Annotated in this window: 17 protein-coding genes and 1 tRNA gene; 13 read left to right on the plus strand and 5 right to left on the minus strand. The window is 70.7% G+C overall.

Going from position 1 to position 18,530, the window contains the following annotated elements:
• Nucleotides 1-1,434, minus strand: a 1,434-nt coding sequence (locus V7004_RS10420; protein ID WP_334143838.1) for an MASE1 domain-containing protein, incomplete at its 3' end; no start/stop codon positions are given.
• A 326-nt stretch (nt 1,435-1,760) separates the two neighbouring features.
• Between V7004_RS10420 and V7004_RS10425 the strand changes: the two genes are divergently transcribed.
• The 9 genes from V7004_RS10425 to V7004_RS10465 are packed head-to-tail and all read left to right on the plus strand — an operon-like array spanning nt 1,761 to nt 8,899.
• Nucleotides 1,761-2,942: a 4Fe-4S dicluster domain-containing protein gene (locus V7004_RS10425; protein ID WP_334143839.1), complete on the plus strand. Its 1,182-nt coding sequence runs from the start codon at nt 1,761-1,763 to the stop codon at nt 2,940-2,942.
• Complete coding sequence (locus V7004_RS10430; RefSeq protein ID WP_334143841.1) at nt 2,939-3,418, plus strand: cyclic nucleotide-binding domain-containing protein; 480 nt, start codon at nt 2,939-2,941, stop codon at nt 3,416-3,418. Before V7004_RS10425 ends, V7004_RS10430 begins: the two co-directional genes overlap by 4 nt.
• Nucleotides 3,408-4,262, plus strand: a complete 855-nt coding sequence (locus tag V7004_RS10435; RefSeq protein ID WP_334143842.1) for an FAD/NAD(P)-binding protein — start codon at nt 3,408-3,410, stop codon at nt 4,260-4,262. Before V7004_RS10430 ends, V7004_RS10435 begins: the two co-directional genes overlap by 11 nt.
• Entirely contained in the window at nt 4,259-5,110 is an 852-nt protein-coding gene (locus V7004_RS10440; RefSeq protein WP_334143844.1) for a hypothetical protein, read from the plus strand. Before V7004_RS10435 ends, V7004_RS10440 begins: the two co-directional genes overlap by 4 nt.
• Nucleotides 5,107-6,408, plus strand: coding sequence for a Ni/Fe hydrogenase subunit alpha (locus V7004_RS10445; protein WP_334143845.1), 1,302 nt, complete (start codon nt 5,107-5,109; stop codon nt 6,406-6,408). The genes V7004_RS10440 and V7004_RS10445 overlap by 4 nt, the downstream gene beginning before the upstream one ends.
• Nucleotides 6,405-6,917: a hydrogenase maturation protease gene (locus V7004_RS10450; RefSeq protein WP_334143847.1), complete on the plus strand. Its 513-nt coding sequence runs from the start codon at nt 6,405-6,407 to the stop codon at nt 6,915-6,917. The genes V7004_RS10445 and V7004_RS10450 overlap by 4 nt, the downstream gene beginning before the upstream one ends.
• A complete protein-coding gene (locus V7004_RS10455) occupies nt 6,917-7,162 on the plus strand; it encodes a HypC/HybG/HupF family hydrogenase formation chaperone (RefSeq protein ID WP_334143848.1) in 246 nt (81 codons plus the stop codon). The genes V7004_RS10450 and V7004_RS10455 overlap by 1 nt, the downstream gene beginning before the upstream one ends.
• Nucleotides 7,155-8,114, plus strand: a complete 960-nt coding sequence (locus tag V7004_RS10460; RefSeq protein WP_334143849.1) for a DMT family transporter — start codon at nt 7,155-7,157, stop codon at nt 8,112-8,114. Before V7004_RS10455 ends, V7004_RS10460 begins: the two co-directional genes overlap by 8 nt.
• Nucleotides 8,111-8,899, plus strand: a complete 789-nt coding sequence (locus V7004_RS10465) for a DUF6390 family protein (RefSeq protein ID WP_334143850.1) — start codon at nt 8,111-8,113, stop codon at nt 8,897-8,899. The genes V7004_RS10460 and V7004_RS10465 overlap by 4 nt, the downstream gene beginning before the upstream one ends.
• A 51-nt stretch (nt 8,900-8,950) precedes the next feature.
• On the opposite strand, the gene V7004_RS10470 is transcribed toward V7004_RS10465, so the two are convergent.
• Nucleotides 8,951-9,184 carry an amphi-Trp domain-containing protein gene (locus tag V7004_RS10470; RefSeq protein WP_208028674.1) on the minus strand — a complete coding sequence of 78 codons (234 nt, stop codon included), beginning with the start codon at nt 9,182-9,184 and terminating at the stop codon, nt 8,951-8,953.
• A gap of 161 nt (nt 9,185-9,345) precedes the next feature.
• Between V7004_RS10470 and V7004_RS10475 the strand changes: the two genes are divergently transcribed.
• From V7004_RS10475 to V7004_RS10490, 4 genes are all read left to right on the plus strand, one after another.
• Entirely contained in the window at nt 9,346-12,822 is a 3,477-nt protein-coding gene (locus V7004_RS10475) for an ATP-binding protein (protein WP_334143851.1), read from the plus strand.
• 66 nt (nt 12,823-12,888) lie between these two features.
• Entirely contained in the window at nt 12,889-14,862 is a 1,974-nt protein-coding gene (locus tag V7004_RS10480) for an RCC1 domain-containing protein (protein WP_334143853.1), read from the plus strand.
• Nucleotides 14,863-14,909: 47 nt separating this feature from the next.
• Entirely contained in the window at nt 14,910-15,098 is a 189-nt protein-coding gene (locus tag V7004_RS10485) for a hypothetical protein (protein WP_334143855.1), read from the plus strand.
• 69 nt (nt 15,099-15,167) lie between these two features.
• Nucleotides 15,168-15,797 carry a VC0807 family protein gene (locus V7004_RS10490; RefSeq protein WP_334143856.1) on the plus strand — a complete coding sequence of 210 codons (630 nt, stop codon included), beginning with the start codon at nt 15,168-15,170 and terminating at the stop codon, nt 15,795-15,797.
• Between the two features lie 76 nt (nt 15,798-15,873).
• Here V7004_RS10490 and V7004_RS10495 read toward each other — a convergent pair whose 3' ends face one another.
• From V7004_RS10495 to V7004_RS10505, 3 genes are all read right to left on the minus strand, one after another.
• Nucleotides 15,874-16,356: a flavin reductase family protein gene (locus V7004_RS10495; protein WP_442968044.1), complete on the minus strand. Its 483-nt coding sequence runs from the start codon at nt 16,354-16,356 to the stop codon at nt 15,874-15,876.
• Between the two features lie 141 nt (nt 16,357-16,497).
• Entirely contained in the window at nt 16,498-18,195 is a 1,698-nt protein-coding gene (locus tag V7004_RS10500) for a phytoene desaturase family protein (RefSeq protein ID WP_334143858.1), read from the minus strand.
• A 205-nt stretch (nt 18,196-18,400) separates the two neighbouring features.
• Nucleotides 18,401-18,474: transfer RNA gene (locus V7004_RS10505), tRNA-Arg, on the minus strand.
• Nucleotides 18,475-18,530: the final 56 nt, after the last annotated feature.

Here is an 18,530-nt window from a genome sequence, read left to right on the forward strand (position 1 = left end):
GATCAACACCCTGTCGCCGGCATCATGGCCGAGCAGGTCGTTGATCTTCTTGAATTGGTCGAGATCGACGTAGAAGAGCGCCACGAGGCCGTTCACCCGCGCCAACGAGGCCAGCTGTTGGTCGAGACGATCCATGAGGAGCAGGCGGTTCGGGAGCCCGGTGAGTGGGTCGTGGAGCGCGGCTTGGGCCAGCTGATCGGCCACTTCCTTGGTCGCCGTGATGTCCTCGAGCTGGGTGATCGCGATGGTCGGCTCGTCGGTCGTGGGATCGTGGACGATCGAGCGCACGACCCGGCACCACAGGTAGTGGCCGTCCGCGTGCCGGTACCGCCGTTCGCTGTCCGCGGCGTGCCCGCCCGCCGACAGGGCTGCGTCCAGCTCACCCGCTTGCCGGTCACCCGGGTGGACGAGCAGGTCCGGATCCGTGCCAGCGAGGTCAGCGGGCCGGTACCCGAGGGTGCGGGCCAGCGCGGCGTTGACCTCGTTCCAGCGACCGGGCGGTGCGCTGGTCAGATCCGACAGAGCCATGCCGATGGGGGCGTCCTCGAAGGTGGTCCGGAACCGCGCCTCGCTCCGTCTCAGCGCGGCGAGCGAGGCCCGCTGGGTCTCGATGGCCGCACCGACGAACAGGATGGCCGTGGCGAGGACGAACAGGAACGCCTGGGTCTCGACGATCCCCATCGTTCCGTGTTCGGATACCGAAGGAACGATGGCGATGACCGCCACGATCGCACTACCTGCCGCCGCGCCCGCCGAACCGAACCCTACGGCCGCGATGATGCCTGCCGCGATCGCCACGTACTCGGCGGAGGAGGTCCGCTCGCTGAGCGCGAGCAGCACGGCGGCGAGGACCGTGGCCGCCACTGCGGCTCCATAACCCAACCGCGCGAGAGGTGACCGCTCGGTCACCATGCTGGAGCGCAGGTCGAAGAGCGCGAGTCCGATCGCGATCCCGACGAGGAAGCCGATGGCATGGCCGAACCACCACGCCTGCCAGGCGTCTCTCCAGTCGGAGCCGAACTCGAGGGTGGATCCGAGAGCGCCGATCGTTCCGGTGGCGGCGGGTATGGCCAGCGCCGCGAGGGCGAAGACGCTCACCGAGCGGACTGACCGCAGGAAAGGCTGGTCTCCGCCGAATCGGTTGAGCACCGAGGCCACCGCGGTCGCCTCGAGGACGTTCACGGTTCCCCACCAGATGGCTGGGCCAACACCGAGCCCCTGGATCGCGTCGCCAGCGATCTCCGCGGCGAGAGCCACCAGCCAGAGGGACCACCACCACCGCCGGTCCGTCTTCAACAGCGCCACCACGAGCACAGCGTTCGGAAGCCACAGCAGAGCAGCGTTCCCTGGGGGAATCGCCACCACCGTGAACAACGGCGTCGCTGCCAGGTACGCCAAGAACAGCACCGCCCAGGTCTTCCCGAGCCGTGTCATCTGCGGCAGCCTCCGGCGATGGAGGGGCCTCGGAGTGGGTGTGTGGTGGTCTGGGACATGTCGGCTCGGTTGATCGCGGCGCGAATGCCAGTCAACCGACCGCGCCCGCTAACAGGCGGAGGCGTGCGTCACATGGTCTAGCCCCCCGGTTGCGATGCGGTCGGGTCGAGCGTTTCGGTTGGCACTGTCCGCCTGGCGATTCCGATCCCGTCTCCCCCCAGGCCTTGACACGGCCCGAGGGTTGCCACGTTGATTAGGCGGTGTATCCAAGCTCGCCAGGCCGTCGGCCGATTGCCGCTGGCCCGGTTCGCACCGAAGGTGCGCCCATGCTGCCCTCCGCCGCGGCGCGCGCCCGGTTGGTGGTCGACGGCACCGGCCTGGATCAACTCCTCGGGTTGCTGCGCGACGCGGGGTACCGGGTGATCGGCCCGACGGTGCGCGACCGTTCGATCGTTCTCGACGAGCTCCGCTCGATCAGCGAGCTGCCACGCGGCTGGACCGATGACCAGGAACCCGGTTCCTATCGCCTCCGGCGCCGGGAGGACGGCGCGTACTTCGGCTGGGCGGTCGGCCCTCACTCGTGGCGCCAGTACCTGTTTCCGGCTCGTACTCGCTTGTGGCGGGCCGAGCGCTCCGATGACGGCTTCGACGTCGTCATCGACGACCCGAGCGGCGAGCCGCCCTTCGCGTTCGTCGGTGTGCGCTCCTGCGACCTGCACGCCATCGCCATCCAGGACCGGGTGTTCATCGGGGGCGGCCAGACCGATCCTCTCTACGCCCATCGGCGGCAAGGGTGCTTCGTCGTGGCCGTGCACTGTTCCGATCCGGCGGCCACCTGCTTCTGCTCGTCCATGCGGGCCGGACCTCGGGCCGAAGGCGGTTACGACCTCGCCCTCACCGAGCTGCTCGGGCCCCCGCACGAGTTCCTGCTCGAAGCCGCCACCGAGAAGGCGGTTGCCCTGCTCGATGGCATCGACGGGCGTCCGAGCACACCCGACGACGTGGTGGCCTCGCTCGAGGCCACTGCCCGGGCTGCCGAGCGCATGGGCCGCCGGGTGGAGACCGAGGGCATCGCGGAGCTGCTCGCTTCCAACCTGGAGCACTCCCGATGGGACGAGGTGGCGGAGCGGTGCCTGGCCTGCTCGAACTGCACGCTGGTCTGCCCGACGTGTTTCTGCAGCAGCGTCGAGGACGTCACCGACCTCACCGGTGCGGAGGCCGAGCGATGGAGGCGGTGGGATTCCTGCTTCACCCTCGATCACTCGTATCTCAACGGAGCCAGCGTCCGCGGCACCCACCGTGACCGTTACCGCCAGTGGCTCACGCACAAGCTCGGCACCTGGATCGAGCAGTTCGGCAGCTCGGGTTGTGTGGGCTGTGGACGCTGCATCACCTGGTGCCCGGCGGGGATCGACCTGACGGAGGAGGTGGCTGCCATCCGGGCGGAGCCCACCCAGGGCCCCGATCCCGCCGATGGCGCCATGTCAGTTCGTGAGGGACAGGGATGAAGAGCATCCGCGAGCTGCTCGCCGAGCATCCGGTGTTCGCCGATCTCCCGGAGGGTGATCTCGACCTCATCGCCGGCTGCGGTGTCAACGTCCACTTCGACGAGGGCGAGCAGATCTTCGAGGAAGGGGGACCGGCCGACACCTTCTACGTGATCCGCCACGGGCGGGTGGCGCTCGACGTCCACGCACCGGGACGAGGCCCGCTCGTGGTGGCCACGTTGCGCGACGGCGACGTACTCGGCTGGTCATGGCTGTTCCCGCCCTACCGCTGGAGCCTGGGGGCTCGGGCCACGGCCGAGACGTCGGCCATCGCGCTGGACGGCGCCTGCCTCCGGGGGAAGTGTGACGACGACACCGCCCTCGGCTACCGGCTGATGCAACGCTTCGCTCGCATCGCCCAGGAGCGGCTCCTGCAGACCCGTCTCCAGCTCCTCGACGTCTACGGCAACCCGGTGGGTGACGGGCATGCCGGTTGAGCTCCAGCACGTTCCGGTCGGCGATCCACCGATGGTCCCGTCCCGCCACCGGGTCGTGGCGGTCACCCGGGAGCTCGCGGATACCGTGACCTTCGAGCTCGAGCCGATCGATCGAGCACTCGACCCGCCCGAGCCCGGGCAGTTCAACATGGTGTACGCCTTCGGTCAGGGTGAGGTACCGATCTCGGTGAGTGGCGACCCGGCGAGGGGCGACACGGTCGTCCACACCATCCGCTCCGTCGGTGCGACCACCCAGGCGCTGTGCGCGCTCGGTCCCGGTGATGTCGTGGGACTGCGCGGACCGTACGGGCGAGGGTGGGACGTCGAGCGGGCCCGAGGGCGTGACGTGGTGGTGATCGGTGGAGGTATCGGTTTCGCCCCGCTGCGGCCGATCGTCCACCGGATCCTCGAGGATCGCCAGGCGTATGGCCGGGTCAACGTCCTCGTCGGCGCTCGGTCCCCCGAAACCCTGCTCTACCGGGCCGAGCTCGAGGAGTGGCGGGCACGCTCCGACCTGTCGGTGGAGGTCACCGTCGATCGCGCCGGGCCGGAGTGGCGGGGTGATGTCGGGGTCGTCACCGGGCTCATCGCCCGCGCCGCCATCGACCCTGCCGGCACCGTGGCCTTCCTCTGCGGACCCGAGATCATGATGCGCTTCGCGGCGAACGCGCTCACCGGACGAGGCGTCTCGCCGGGCGACATCGAGGTCTCCCTTGAACGCAACATGAAGTGCGCCATCGCGCAGTGCGGCCACTGCCAGCTCGGCCCGATCTTCGTGTGCCGCGAGGGACCGGTCGGCACCTGGGAACGACTCCAGCCGCTCCTGGCGGTGCGAGGCCTGTGAGTCCCCGCCCGAAGCTCGCGGTGTGGAAGTTCGCCTCGTGCGACGGGTGCCAGCTCACCCTGCTCGACTGCGAGGACGAGCTGCTCGACGTCGCCGGCGCCCTCGATATCGCCTACTTCCTCGAGGCATCGAGTGCGCCGGTCGCCGGGCCCTACGACCTGTCGCTGGTGGAGGGCTCCATCACCACCCCGTCCGATCGGGACCGCATCCGGCGCATCCGTGAAGCGTCCGCACGGCTGGTGACCATCGGTGCCTGTGCCACGGCGGGAGGCATCCAGGCGCTGCGCAACTTCGCCGACATCGAGGGGTTCCTGTCGATCGTGTACGCGCAACCCTCGTTCATCTCCACCCTCGACGAGAGCACGCCCATCTCGGCGCACGTGCCGGTGGACTTCGAGCTGCGGGGCTGCCCGATCGACAAGCGGCAGCTCCTGGAGGTGCTGTCGGCCTTCCTCGCCCGCCGCCGACCGGCGGTGCCGACCCACAGCGTGTGCGTCGAGTGCAAGGAGCGGGGCAACGTGTGCGTGATGGTGGCGCACGGCACCCCCTGCCTCGGGCCCGCGACCCACGCCGGCTGCGGTGCGCTGTGCCCCACCTACCACCGAGGCTGCTACGGCTGCTTCGGCCCCATGGAGTCCCCACAGTCCCGAGCGCTGGCGGAGCGCTTCGAGCAGATGGGGGTCACCGACCGGGACATCAGCCGGGTGCTGCGCACCTTCAACGCGTGGGCCCCCGGCTTCCGGGAGGAGGGCACCCGGCGAGCGGAGGTGGCCACCGTGGCCGTGACCCTCCAGGGGAAGACGGCGCGAACCGGGCGCGACTCGGACCGTGCGGAGGATCGGCGATGACCCATCGGGCGCCAGCTGGTCGCACGCTGAAGGTCGACAGCCTGGCCCGGGTCGAGGGCGAAGGGGCGCTCTACATCGAGACCGTCCATGGCCAGGTGGCCGACGTGCAGCTCCGCATCTACGAGCCGCCGCGGTTCTTCGAGGCCTTCCTGCGGGGGCGTTCCTACCTCGAGCCACCCGACATCACGGCCCGGATCTGCGGCATCTGTCCCGTCGCCTACCAGATGAGCGCCTGCCGGGCGATCGAGGACGCGTGTGGGGTGGTGGTGGACGGCCCGCTGGAGCTGCTCCGGCGCATCCTCTATGCCGGCGAGTGGATCGAGAGCCACACCCTGCACATCTACCTGCTGCACGCGCCGGACTTCTTCGGGCTCGACTCCGCCGTGCAGCTCGCCGAGCGCGACCGGCCCAGCGTGGAACGGGGGCTGCGGTTGAAGAAGGCGGGCAATCAGCTCATCGAGTTCATCGGCGGCCGGGCCATCCACCCGGTGAACGTGCGGGTCGGGGGCTTCCACCGCGTTCCCACCTCGCGCGAGTTGCAGCGTCTCCGCCCCGGACTCGAGCGTGCCCGCGACGACGCCCTGGCCACCGTCGAGTGGGTCGCCGGTTTCGAGTTCCCCGATGCGGGGCACGACTACACCTTCGTCTCGGTACGGGAGCACGACCGCTACCCGGTCCTCGGCGGTCGGGTGGTGTCGAACCGGGGACTCGACATCAGCGAAGCCGAGTTTCTCGACCGAGTGACCGAGGAACAGGTCGAGCATTCGAACGCGCTGCACGCCACCCTCGATGGGGATCACTACCTGTGCGGCGCGCTGGCCCGTTACTCGTTGAACCACGACCGACTCCGCCCTGCCGCATCGGATGCCGCCCGGCGGGCAGGTCTCGGGGCGACCTGCACCAACCCGTTCCGCAGCATCGTGGTTCGGGCCGTGGAGGTGCTGCACGCGTGCGAGGAGGCACTGGCGGCCATCGACGCCTACGAGGAGCCCGACACCCCCGCGCTGCCGGTGGAGCCTCGGGCCGGTGTGGGGCACGCTGCCACGGAGGCGCCACGAGGGCTGCTGTACCACCGCTACGTGCTGGAGGAGGACGGCACGATCGCCGATGCGGTGATCGTCCCCCCGACTTCGCAGAACCAGCCGACCATCGAGCACGATCTGTGGCACCTGGTGGAGGACAACCTGGCGCTGGACGACGAGGCGTTGACCCGACGGTGCGAGATGGCGATCCGCAACCACGACCCGTGCATCTCGTGCGCGACGCACTTCCTCGAACTGGAGCGGGTCGACCGGTGATCAGCGACCCGGCAGCCGTGACACCTCGCGGTGGGCGTGAGCAGCCCGCTCGGTCGGTGGTGGTCGGCGTCGGCAACCCGTGGCGGCGTGACGACGGCGTCGGGCATCGGGTGGTGGAGGCTGCCCGCAAGCGGCTCCCGCCCGACGTGGCGGTGGTGCTGGTCGACGGGGAGCCGACCCGGCTGCTCGAGGCGTGGGACGGGGTGGATCTGGCGGTGGTCGTGGACGGGATCCGCACCGGTGGCCGGGCCGGCGCGGTCCGGTGTGTCGACCTGCTCGCTGGCCCGCTGGTCACCGTGCCAGCGGTGAGCAGCCACAGTGGCGGCATCGCCGAGGCCGTCGAGTTGGGTCGGGTGCTCGGGCGCCTGCCGGCGAGGCTGGTACTCATCGGCGTGGAGATCACCGACGAGGCGGATGGGCCAGGGCTCTCGCCGGCGGTGGTGGCGGCGGTCGGCCCTGCGGCGCGGCGGGTGGCCGAGGTGGTGTCCTCGGCAGGGGGTGAGGGGTGATGTGTCTGTCGCTCGTGGGACGGGTGTGCGACGTGAACGGTGAGCACGCCCGGGTCGACGTCGGCGGCACGATGCGCTCGGCGTCGATCGCCATGCAGCTGATCGAGGGGACCGAGGTGCGCGAGGGTGACTGGGTGCTCGTCCACACCGGGTTCGTCGTCGCCGTACTCGGGGAGGACGACGCCCGGCAGATCGCGCAGGCCCGCGCCGGGCTGGCGGAGATGGAGGGAACCACGGATGCGTGAACCGGTGGAGGAACGCCGACCGAGTTGGATCCCACATACCCGTGCCTGGGGCATCGGGCTGGCAGGCGCGACCGCGGTGATCAGCGGTTTTGCGGTCTTCATCAACGGCTACGCGGTCAAGCAGTTCGACAACTCCTCTGCCTACACGACAGCCAAAAACCTGGTGGCTGCCGCCTGCCTGGGCGCGTTGCTCGCGGCGGCCACGGCTCGACGCTCGGAGGACGGTTGGACCCCACCGCGGACCAGCGTGCAGAAGCTGGGCTTGCTCACGGTAGGGGTGATCGGTGGGGGACTGCCCTTCCTGCTCTTCTTCGAGGGGCTCTCCCGGGCCACGTCCACCGACGCCGCCTTCATCCACAAGACCCTGGTCGTGTGGGTGGGGGTGCTGGCGGTGCTGTTCCTGCGGGAGCGGCTGGGATGGCCGCACGTCGCAGCCATCGGCGCCATCGTGGCCGGTCAGGCGCTGCTGGCCAAAGACCTGTCCTCGTTGCGTCTCCAGTCGGGCGAGCTGATGATCCTCGCGGCCACCCTGTTGTGGTCGGTCGAGATCCTCGTGGCCAAGCGACTGCTCTCGTCACTGTCGCCGCTCACCGTGGGCGTCTCGCGGATGGGCATCGGGGTGGTCGTGCTCGTGGCCTGGCTCGCCGTCACCGGCGAGCTCGGCGCGATCGCCGGGTACCGCGGCTCACAGTGGGGATGGGTGCTCGCCACCGGGGTCATCCTCACCGCCTACGTCGCGACCTGGTACTCGGCGCTGGCGAGAGCCCAGGCCGTCGACGTGACCGCGGTGCTGGTGTTCGGCGCGGTGATCACCGCGGCTCTCGACGCCGCGGTGCGGGGCGTGTCGGTGCGGGCGGATCTCGCTGGCTTGGCGGCCATCGCCGCAGGCACGATCGTGATCGTTGTCGTGGCTGTCCGATCGCACGAGAGCTCGAATCGGGAGCCGGCATGACCTTCACCCCGCGTCGCTCAGGACCGGGCGCGGAAGGGGAAGACGGGGCGCTGCTGTTCGCCCGCTTCGCCTACCCGCCGAACGAGCTCGGCTACTGCGGCCCCGACGACGACGGATCGCTTCTCGAGTATGTGGCCAGCGGCGCCACCGACGGTGGATTGCGCCAACTCTGCCGGGGCTTCGAGGGCGCCTGGCCCTACCTCGAGGTCATCGCCGGCGCGTCAGGGCTCGACCCGCTCGACCGGCGGGTGGTGGAGGCCTACTGGCTGGGAAGTCCCCTCCTCGACCGGGTGGCGATGCACGATCTCGGTGGCTCGGTGGAGGACCGGTTCCGTGGCCGGGCGGGGGCCGACTGGGATCGGCTGGTGGCCGCCATCGACCCTCGGGCCCGGCTGAGCCACGCGTTCCACGTGTTCGCTGTGTACCCATGGGTGGGTCTGCTGCGCGGCGGCACGGTGGAGCAGCCGCTCCACGTGCTGGATCGCTGCCGCATCCGGTGGGGGATCGTCGAACGAGTCGACGGCGACCTGGCGGTCGTGCGGTGCCGGCCGCTGGCGTGGGACGGAATGCGACTGACCCTCGGGCCGCCCACCAGGGAAGAGGTGGTCGGTGCCCGAGGTGGCCTGGCGTTGGCGGGACCGGTCCGGGAAGGCGACGTGGTGGCGCTGCATTGGGGATGGATCTGTCTCACCCTCGACCCCAGACGCCTCTCGCACCTGAAGCACTACCACCAACTGCAGCTCGACCTGGTCAACCAGACCGGCGTCGCCGCACGGCTCTCCTAGGTGCTCGCCGCCACCACGCAGCCGGGTCGCCCATGGTTCGGCTGGAGCGGCTCAGTCCTCGGGGATCGGCCACTTCAGCGAGACCTCGATCTCGCTCTCCCCCTCGCCCACCTCGATCTCGATCTCGAGGAGCACCTCGTCGGGGACGTCGATCGTGAACCGGGTGCCGTCCCGGACGAAGGACAGGTCGTTGTTCGACGCCAGTTCGTCGGCGATGGCCCGCAGGCGTGCCGCGGCCTCCTCTCGCCGGAGGGTCTCGGTGATCTCGTGCTCGATGAGGTTCATGCAGCCTCCCGGTGCGTGTGGTTCGACGACGACCGATCTCCAGCCTGCCCCCCGGCCGGGCCACCGGCCCAACCAGGCGGCCGTGTCCGCCGCCCGTCGCCCGCCGACGGGGCTGGCTCGACCGGTAGGATGCGGGTCGTTCGCGACGTGCAGCTTCGACGGTGGGAGTCGGATCGGTGCACGACAACATCGCCGATCCGATGGCTGCACCGAGTGCCACACCGGCACCGAGCCGGCTGTACCTGACCGGCCGAGTGTCGGTGGTGAGCGTGGACGGGGCGGAGCACGACCTGCCCGAAGGCAACGTCCGGCTGGTCTTCGCAGCTCTGGCGTTGGCCGATGCTCCGATCTCCCGCGATGAGCTGGCCGAGATCGTCTGGGGTGAGGCCCTGCCGGCGTCATGGGAGGCGTCGCTGCGCAACACGGTGTCGCGTCTGCGCAGCATCCTGCGAGCGGCGGTGGGTGAGGGGGCCGCGATCGAGAGCGCGGCCGGCTGCTGGAGCCTGTGCCTGCCCAGGGGGATGGTCACCGACGTGGACGTGGCTCGGGTCTCGCTGCAGCGAGCGGAAGCGGCAGTGGCTGAGGGCGACCTGGCGGCGATCGAGGCGGCGGCAGTGCCGGCCAGGGCGATCTGCGCCCGCCCGTTCCTGCCGGGTGAGGAGAACGACTGGGTCGACGGCTGGCGGGCGACGCTGCACCGATGGCGGCTCCGGTCGCTGGACCTGTTGACCGACGCCCGGTTGGCCCGGGGAGAGCTCTCGACGGCCCTCGCCTCCGCTGAGGAGGCGACCCGGATCGAGCCCTACCGGGAGCTGGGCCACCGGAACCTGCTCCGGGTGCATCTGGCTGCCGGCGATCGTGGGGCGGGACTGTTGGCCTACGAGCGGTGCCGGCAGATCCTCGCCGACTCCCTGGGGGTCTCTCCCTCGGCAGAGACCGAGGCGTTGTACGTCCAGTTGCTCGGTACCGAGGAGCGCACTCCGGCTCAGGTCGTTCCCCCGACAGATCCCGAAGGCAGGTCGCGCCGCTCCACGCGGTCGTGCGTGCCGCCCCGGCCGCCGGTGTTCACGGGACGCGGCGAGGAGCTCTCGTGTCTCGAACGGCAGTGGGAGGCAGCGGCCCGTGGCGAGACCGGACTGGTGCTGGTGACCGGCGAATCGGGCATGGGCAAGACCTGGTTGGTGCTGGAGGCCGCGCACCGGATGCACGCCATGGGAGCCACCGTCCTCTACGGGTCCTGCGACGACGGTGGACCCCCGTACCAGGCCGTCGTGGAGACGCTCAACGGCTACGTGAACAGCGTCGGGGACGAGGTCGTGGAGCAGCTCGGGTCCGCGGCGCGGCCCCTCGCCGTCATGGTGCCGGCGCTGCGGGCCAGGATCCGTCCGGAGGGGTCGGGCTGGCACCGGTCCGACGAACCGGCCGACCGTCTGGAGCTGTTCGAGGCCGTCGCCGTCGCCTACACGATGATCGCCCATCGGTCTCCACTGGTGGTGGTGATCGACGATCTGCACTGGGCCGGCCCCGAGACCGTGGCGTTGCTGCGCCACCTCGTCGGTGCGTTGCGCGGGGCGCCGATCCTGATGGTGGCGACCGCACGGCCGCACGGGCTGCTCGAGGGCCCGATGGGTGAGCTCGCCGAGCGTCTCGACCGCGAACCGTCGACCGTGACGATCGCCCTCTCAGGCCTCCCCCGGCAGGACCTCCAGGCGCTCGCCCACCGGTTGCTGCCGGACCGATCGGAGGACGAATGCTCCGAGGTCGTCGGTTGGGTGGACGAGTCGACCGACGGCAACCCGTTCCTGGCCACGGAGCTGTTCCGCAGCGCCGCCGAGCGCCCGGCCTCACCGCTGGCCGAGGGCCCGCTGGGGATCCCACACGCGGTCCGGGACCGCATCGAGCGCCGACGCCGCATGCTGCCCGCTCCAGGCGCACACTGCATCGCCGTGGGTGCCGTCGCCGGCTCCACGTTCGATCTGGCGACCGTGTGCGCGGTGGCCGGGGTGGCAGAGGACGACGCCATCGAAGGTCTCGGCGCGGCGACCCGAGCCGACCTCGTTCGCCCGATCGACGGGCCGGTCGCCCGCTGGGCGTTCACCCACGGGCTGGTTCGGGACGCGGTGGTGCACGCCCTCGGGCCCGCCCGCCGAGCGCGACTGCACGCGCTGATCGCCGACACCTGGAGCCGGCGCCCCGACAGCGCGGCGCGAGCGGGCGAGATCCTCCACCACGCGCTGGGCGCGGGTCACCTCGTCGAGTCGTCGAGGATCTACGAACTGGCCATGCAGGCCGGGTGGCTGGCCCTGACCGAACGGGCGTGGGAGTCGGCCTGGAGCCGCTTCACCACCGCGCTCGAGCACGCGGCCGACGCCCGGACCCGGGCGCGAGCGCGGCTGGCACTCGGGCGCTGCGCGGCGGCCAGCGGCGCGCTCGAGGCCTCCCGCTCGGAACACGTCGCCGCCGCGGAGCTGGCGCGGGCGTGTGACGACCCCGTCTTGTTCGCCGAAGCCGTCCTGGGCCTGGCCGGTGGGACCGAGGAGACCTCGGCCTGGTTCGTGTCGGACGAGCACCGGGCGCTCCTCGAGGAGGCGCTCGAGCGGTTGGGGCCGGATGGCGACCCCGGCCTGCGCATCCGGGTGATGGGCGACCTGGCGTTCGCGCTCTACCGGCCGGACGAGCTCGACCGGCGGGTCGACCTGGCGACCAGCGCGGTCCGGCAGGCTCGCGAGCTCGGGGACGAGGGTGTGGTGTGCGCGGCGCTGGTGGCGAGTCGGATCGCCTTCAGCCATCCGGCCCAGACCGACCGGCGGGTCCAGATCGCGGACGAGGTGGTCCGCCTCGCCGTGCAACGGGGCGACCGGCGCACCCTGTTCGATGCTCGCCTCGCCCGCCTGTCCGATCTGGCCGAGCTCGGCGAGCGCCAGCGGGTCGAGGACGACCTCGCCGCCGCGGCGGTCGAGGCCGACGCCTCCGGGGAGCTCATGGACCGCTGGCGGGTCGCCGCCTGGCGGGCGCTGCTCACCATCGTCGACGGCGATGTCGAGGCCGGCCGGCGACTCGCCGATGAGGCGCTGGCCATGTGGCGGGACGGGGGCAACGCGACCGCCCTGCGGACCTGGGGTGGTCACCAGCTCACCTGGATGACCATCGCCGGGCGGCCCGATGAGGCCGCGGCGATCGCCCGAGCCGGGGTGGCCAGCTACGGCCACGAAGTCCCCGCGTATCACTGTGCCCTCGCACTCACGCTCGCCCTGTCCGGGGCACTGGACGAGGCCGCCGCCGAGATCCGCGCCTTCAGCCGCGATCCGGGGTTGGACGGCTGGCGGGTCGACGCCTCCTGGCTGTGCGGCGCGGTCACCCTGGCCGAAGCGGTGGCCCTGGTCGGCGATCGGGAGATGGCCGCACGGATGCTCCCGTTGCTGCAACCCCTCGCCGGGCGGTTGGCCTTCGCCGGTGGGATCGCCGGACTCGCGTTCTGGGGATCCACCGCCACAGCGGTGGGCCTGCTGCTGCGGACGCTGGGCCGCGATCGCGAGGCGATCGAGGCGTTGCGCGCCGGGGCTGGGGCGTGTGAGGCGTTCGGTGCCCGGCCTTGGCAGCGTCGGGCGGAGGCGGCCATCGCGGAGCTGACGGGCTGAAGCACCGCGATCGCACGTGGTGTCCGTGTTGCGCTGGTGTTGCGCTCGATCCGTACCGTCGCCGGCATGTCTGATCATCGTGGAGCGCAGTCGCGTCCGGACCGGGTTGCAGGACCGGTGGGGATGCGAGGGAGGCCGGCCCGGTCGGTGGTGCTGGTGGGCGTCATGGCGGTGCTCACCGCCGCGGCCGTGGTGTTCGGTGCGGGTCCCGCCGTGGCCAGTCCGCCGGCGACGGTGTCGATGGGGTCGGTCGTCGTGCCCGCGCCGATGCGGAACACGACGGTCAAGGTGCCGATCACCTTGTCACGACCGCAGGCCTCGGACGTGTACGTGAGTTGGCAGGTCTCCGGTGGTTCGCTCGGCGTCGACTACGCGGCACCGAAGGGAACCAAGACGACGAGGATCCCGGCGGGCCGCACCCGCGGATTCGCCTCCGTGAAGCTCTACGGCATGTACTCGGGTCGGTACTTCTTCCCGCCACCCTTGACCATCACCATCACGGGGGTGAGCGGTGCTCCGGTCGGCGTCGGCACGCCGTCGGGTGTGCTCGAGGTCAGGGCTGAAGACAAGCCGCCTGCCGCGATCTCGATCGGTTCGGTCAGCGTGTTCGAAGGCGACCACGCCAAGCCCCAGACGGTGAGCGTCCCCATCGTGTTCACCGAGTTCTGGGACTACCCGCCCGGCACCGAGGTGCAGGTGACCTGGCAGGTGACACCGGTCAGCGCCACACCCGGCGTCGATTACAAGGCGCCGACGATGCCGAAGACGACCACGATCAAGTCCGGCTATCGCGGCTTCGCCACCGTCGCTGTCCTCGGCGACGTCGCCCAGGAAGGCGACGAGGTCTTCGAGGTCACGATCCTGTCGGCGACCGCGGTGCCGACACCTCCCCCACCGCCGGGATGTGAGCACTGCCACCCCGAGGACATCACCATCCTCAACGGAACGGGGACCGTCACCATCCTCGATGATGACGCCGGCACGGCCAATCTGAAGGCGTGGGGTTTCAACGGGTTCGGGTCGCTGGGCCTGGGCGACACCACGGACCGTTACGTTCCGGCACCCGTCGGTACGAACCCGGACTGGCAGCGCATCTCGGTCGGACAAGGGTCAGTGCTCGCCATCGACGGTGACGGCTCCCTGTGGGGGTGGGGACACAACTGGATGGGCCAGCTCGGCACCGGTGACACCGACAACCGGCTGACGCCCACCCAGGTCGGCTCCGACACTGACTGGGTGGCGGTGGACCAGAGTTCGCTGCACGTGCTGGCGTTGAAGTCCGACGGGTCCCTGTGGGCCTGGGGGGCGAACGGTCGGGGTCAGCTCGGCACCGGTGACACCGACGACCGGCTGACGCCCACCCAGGTCGGTACCGACACCGACTGGGTGGCGGTCAGCGCCGGCGCGGGTTTCTCGCTCGCCCTGAAGGCCGATGGTTCGCTGTGGAGCTGGGGGGAGAACAGCTTCGGCCAGTTGGGCCTCGGCGATCTCGACGACCGTTCGGTCCCCACCCGTGTGGGCCTCGATGAGGGATGGGTGGACATCTCGGCCTCCCCGAACGGCTCGCACGCCTTCGCCCGGAAGCCCGACGGAACCCTCTGGGCGTGGGGTTACAACGAGGACGGCGAGCTCGGCCTGGGGGACTCCGCCCCCCATCTCGAGCCCACACCGCTCGGCTCCGAGTCGGACTGGGCGGACGTCGAGGCGAGCGACTCGGGTGGCTTCGCCCTCAAAGCCGACGGCACGCTGTGGGCCTGGGGGGCGAACAACTTCGTCGGCCAGCTCGGCGTCGGTGACACGAGCGGGCGGGGCGTGCCCACCCAGGTGGGGACCGACACCGACTGGGTCACCGTCGCTCCGGGTGCTTCCCACACGTTGGCCCTGAAGGCCGATGGCACGCTGTGGGTGTGGGGCGGGAACTATGTCGGCCAGCTGGGGCTGGGTGATTTCGAGAACCGGCTCAGCCCCACGATGGCCGGCTCGGCGACCTGGCAGGCCGTCGCTGCGGGTGACGGTTTCTCGCTGGGGCTGAGCTCCTGAGGTGGGTTCCGGTGTCCGGGATGCTGCGGTGGTGAGGAACCGGCACCGTGGCCGACGGGGTGGTCTACGAGGTGCCGTGCGACTGTGGTCACGTCACCCGTGAGGTCGTCGGGAAGGTGATCGAGGCGGCCATCGCCCACGCTCGCGAGGCGCACGACGTGGAAGTCGGGCCCGACGTGTTGTGGGCGATGGCCATCCCCTCCCGGTCCAGGTCGAGTGACGGTCCACCGTCCTAGCAGCACGCCGGTCCTCCACCCCACAGATTCCCGTCAAGGTCGGCGCAGCGGCCGCCGAAACCCGAACGGATGGCCGCGTTCGAGATCCCACGCCTGCGCGACCTGGCGCGCCACGCGCTGCCCCACCTGCTCGAGGCCACGCTGATCCCGCTGGTGCTGTTCTATGCCGCGCTGTGGGCGATGGGCGTGTGGGCGGCGATCCTCACCGGGTTGGCATGGTCCTACGGCTGCATCGCCCGCCGGCTGATCCGGCGGGAGCGGGTACCGGGCGTTCTCGTGTTGGGCTCGGTCGGGATCACCACCCGCTTCGCGGTCGCGCTGGCCACGGGCAGCGTTTTCGTGTTCTTCCTCCAGCCCACGCTCGGCACGTTGCTGGTCGCCGGCGCCTTCCTGGTGTCGCTCCCTGCGGGGCGACCGCTGGCCCAGAAGCTGGCCGCAGACTTCTGTCCCCTGCCCGACCACGTGCTCGCCCACGCCAGCGTGCGGCGCTTCTTCGAGCGCATCACGCTGCTGTGGGCGTTCGTGCAGGTGGCCAATGCCGGTGCGACCCTGCTGTTGCTGCTCACCCAACCGATCGGCGTGTTCGTGGTGGCCAAGACCGCCACGGGTTGGTTGCTCACCGGCAGCGGCATCGCGATCTCCGCGACGTGGTTCCGCCGCCTGGTGGCTCGACACGACCTCGTGCCGGCCACCGCGTGACTCGGTCGCCACGGCTGGTGTGAGTCGACGGGGGCGCTCGTCCTGTCCGACCGAATCACCTCGGTGGGAGCCGCGCCTAGCCGCCGTAGTTCATGCCGGTGTCGCGCAGCACGAGGGGAAGCACGGTCTCGTCCCGCACCCCGGCGCCGACCGTCTCCGCCACGAAGACGGTGTGGTCACCGCGCTTGACCGTGTCGGTCACCCGGCACTCGAACCAGTACGGCAACTCGACGATGAGCGGGCAACCCGTCTCGGGACCGGGCTCGAAGCGGTAGCCGTTGATCGTGTCGCCCTCCACGGTCGAGGTGCGGAAGAAGGCCTTGCCGATGTCGAGCTGGTCCTTGCCGAGCACGTTGACCGCGAAGACCCCGCTGGCCTCGATCAGTCGGTGCGAGTCGTTGTCGGTCTTGACGGCGGTGACGACCAGCGGCGGCTCGAACGAGGCCTGGGTGAGCCAGTTGACCCCGGCGGCGGCCAGCTCGTCACCGTCTCTGGCGGTGAGGACGTACAAGCCGTAGGTGATCGCTCGCAGGGCGGTCTTCTTCGCTTGCGGGTCCAGCGCCATGTCGCCTCCTCGTGAGTCGATCGGGTTGCGTCGACCCTAGCGCCAGCTCCTCGGGGGCTTGCGCCCTCGTGGACGGGGCGCGCCTGGCTCTCGAGCTGTTCGACGTCGGGTGACGACGGGCCGGCCTGCTGATGCTCAGGAGCCGGCCCGGGCGCGGGCCCGCCGCCCTTCCGCCCGGCGCTCGCGCAGGGCTCGGCCCCGGCACTGCTCGACCGGGTCGAAGTCGTCCGGATCGGGTGGCAGCGACTCGGGTTCGACCAGTCGAGTGCCCATCATCATCTCGACCAGCAGCGGCCGCCCGAGGATCTCCCCGGCGCAGTTCACCCCACCGACCATCGTGCCGGCGATGCCGTGTCCCTCGGTGGTACCGGCGCCCACCAGCCACAGCCCCTCGATCTCCGTGCGATGGTGCGGCCGGTTCGTGCCGCTCTGGTCCGGTGAGTGCAGGTAGCCGTAGCTGGTGCCGCCGGTGGAGTGGGTGTAGCGCTCGTGGGTGATGGGTGTGGCGGTCTCGAGGTGCACGATGTGGTCGCGGAAGGGGCCGAGCACCTCCTCGGCCAGATCGAGCAGCCGCTCGGTGAGCTGGGTCTTGCGCTCGCGGTAGGTCTCGTCGCGGCGGTACCGGCCACCCTCTGCGGGCCCACGCTCGATCCCCCAGAACCCGTAGCCGCGCGGCGCGAGGGTCATGATCTGGAAGTTGGTGTGGCCCGGTGGGCAGAGATGCGCGTTGCCGGGGTCCTTGCGCGACGCGATGGCGATGTAGGCGAAGAGGTCGTCGAGGTCGAGCACCCCGCTGTCGAGCCGTTCGTAGAGGCGTTCCACGTCGTAGGACGGGAAGACGAAGTAGTTGGTGTTGGGCCGGTCGGTGAGGTCGATGTCGACCACGACGTACACGCATACCAGACCGACCGTCATCGTCGCGTGCTCGACCCAGCGGACCGTGGCCGGCTCCCAGTGCTCGCGGCCGACCAGCTCGAGCACGGTGCGGGAGTGATCGGCGTTGGAGATCACGATCGGCGCAGCCACGACGTGGTCCCCCGCGAGGCGCACGCCCCGGACCCGACCCTCCTCGACCACGATCCGCTCCACCGGGGTGAGGGTGCGGATCTCGCCTCTGTTGGCCTCGATCACCTGAGTGAGCCTGGCGGGGATCACCTGGCCTCCACCTTCGGGGTAGTAGGCGCCCCTCATGTAGTGGTCGATGATCGCGGCGTGCATGGCGATCGCGGTGGTGGACGGGGGCCCGGCATACAGCCCCGACCAGTGGTCCAGCACGGCGCGGGAGCGAGGGGTGAGCTCGCAGGCGTCGAACAGATCGGCGAGCGGGCGGAACGCCCATTCGTCGAAGGTCGGCGTCTGCGCCCCCGGGAGCAGCCGGGCGCGGGACTCGTCGGCCACCTGCCGGAGGACGTCGAGGCACCGCTCGATGCCGGCTCGCTCGGTGGGGAACGCGGCGATCAGCCGGTCGCGGTACGCCTCCCATCCAGCCGGGACGGCGAGCTCCAGGTCGGGGAAGCGCAACGTGTCGAAGCCGTCGGGGTCGAGCGGGCGGAACCGGATGCGGTCGCCCACGCCGAGGGCGGCGAAGATGCTCGGGAACAGCCCCCCGGGCCCGCAATCGCCCAGGTAGTGCACGCCTACGTCGAACTCGAACTCGGCGTCGTCGTGGTGCCGGCGGAAGACCTGGGCGTTGCCACCCGCGAGGTCGTGCCGCTCGAGGACGAGCACCCGATGCCCGGTGGCGGCCAGGCAGGCGGCGGCGGTCAGCCCTCCCGGGCCGGACCCGACCACCACCGCGTCCCACGATTCGGCAGCGGCAAACGTGGCAGGCACGTCCGGAGTGTAGGGGCCGGTCGGTCCGTGGTTCCCCACCGGAGGGCGGGCGAAGCGGCGCCTCCCCGCTCTCGGAGTGCCTGGACCGTGCCACACACGTCGACGTCGGGGCCGAACGGGATCAGCACCTCGCCTCCGAACGCGAGATCTGGCTCCGCCATGCGTGTCTGCCCCGCCTCGTCGGCGCGACGAAGACTTTCTTCAGCGCGCTCGGAGGGACTCGAACCCCCAACCTTCTGATCCGTAGTCAGATGCTCTGTCCAATTGAGCTACGAGCGCAGGGACGCCGAGTGTACGGGACCCCGCGGCACGGAACCACCCGGCGTCCCGCCCGC

It is taken from the genome of Rhabdothermincola sp. (assembly GCF_036846205.1).
In the GTDB taxonomy this organism is placed as follows: domain Bacteria; phylum Actinomycetota; class Acidimicrobiia; order Acidimicrobiales; family Acidimicrobilacustridaceae; genus Rhabdothermincola.

What these genes read in the sequence shown, in the direction of transcription:
- V7004_RS10425 (WP_334143839.1), top strand. Translation starts at nt 1,761, where the DNA reads ATGCTGCCCTCCGCCGCGGCGCGCGCCCGGTTGGTGGTCGACGGCACC.
- V7004_RS10430 (WP_334143841.1), top strand. Translation starts at nt 2,939, where the DNA reads ATGAAGAGCATCCGCGAGCTGCTCGCCGAGCATCCGGTGTTCGCCGAT.
- V7004_RS10435 (WP_334143842.1), top strand. Translation starts at nt 3,408, where the DNA reads ATGCCGGTTGAGCTCCAGCACGTTCCGGTCGGCGATCCACCGATGGTC.
- V7004_RS10445 (WP_334143845.1), top strand. Translation starts at nt 5,107, where the DNA reads ATGACCCATCGGGCGCCAGCTGGTCGCACGCTGAAGGTCGACAGCCTG.
- V7004_RS10455 (WP_334143848.1), top strand. Translation starts at nt 6,917, where the DNA reads ATGTGTCTGTCGCTCGTGGGACGGGTGTGCGACGTGAACGGTGAGCAC.
- V7004_RS10460 (WP_334143849.1), top strand. Translation starts at nt 7,155, where the DNA reads ATGCGTGAACCGGTGGAGGAACGCCGACCGAGTTGGATCCCACATACC.
- V7004_RS10465 (WP_334143850.1), top strand. Translation starts at nt 8,111, where the DNA reads ATGACCTTCACCCCGCGTCGCTCAGGACCGGGCGCGGAAGGGGAAGAC.
- V7004_RS10470 (WP_208028674.1), bottom strand. Translation starts at nt 9,184, where the DNA reads ATGAACCTCATCGAGCACGAGATCACCGAGACCCTCCGGCGAGAGGAG.
- V7004_RS10480 (WP_334143853.1), top strand. Translation starts at nt 12,889, where the DNA reads ATGTCTGATCATCGTGGAGCGCAGTCGCGTCCGGACCGGGTTGCAGGA.
- V7004_RS10490 (WP_334143856.1), top strand. Translation starts at nt 15,168, where the DNA reads ATGGCCGCGTTCGAGATCCCACGCCTGCGCGACCTGGCGCGCCACGCG.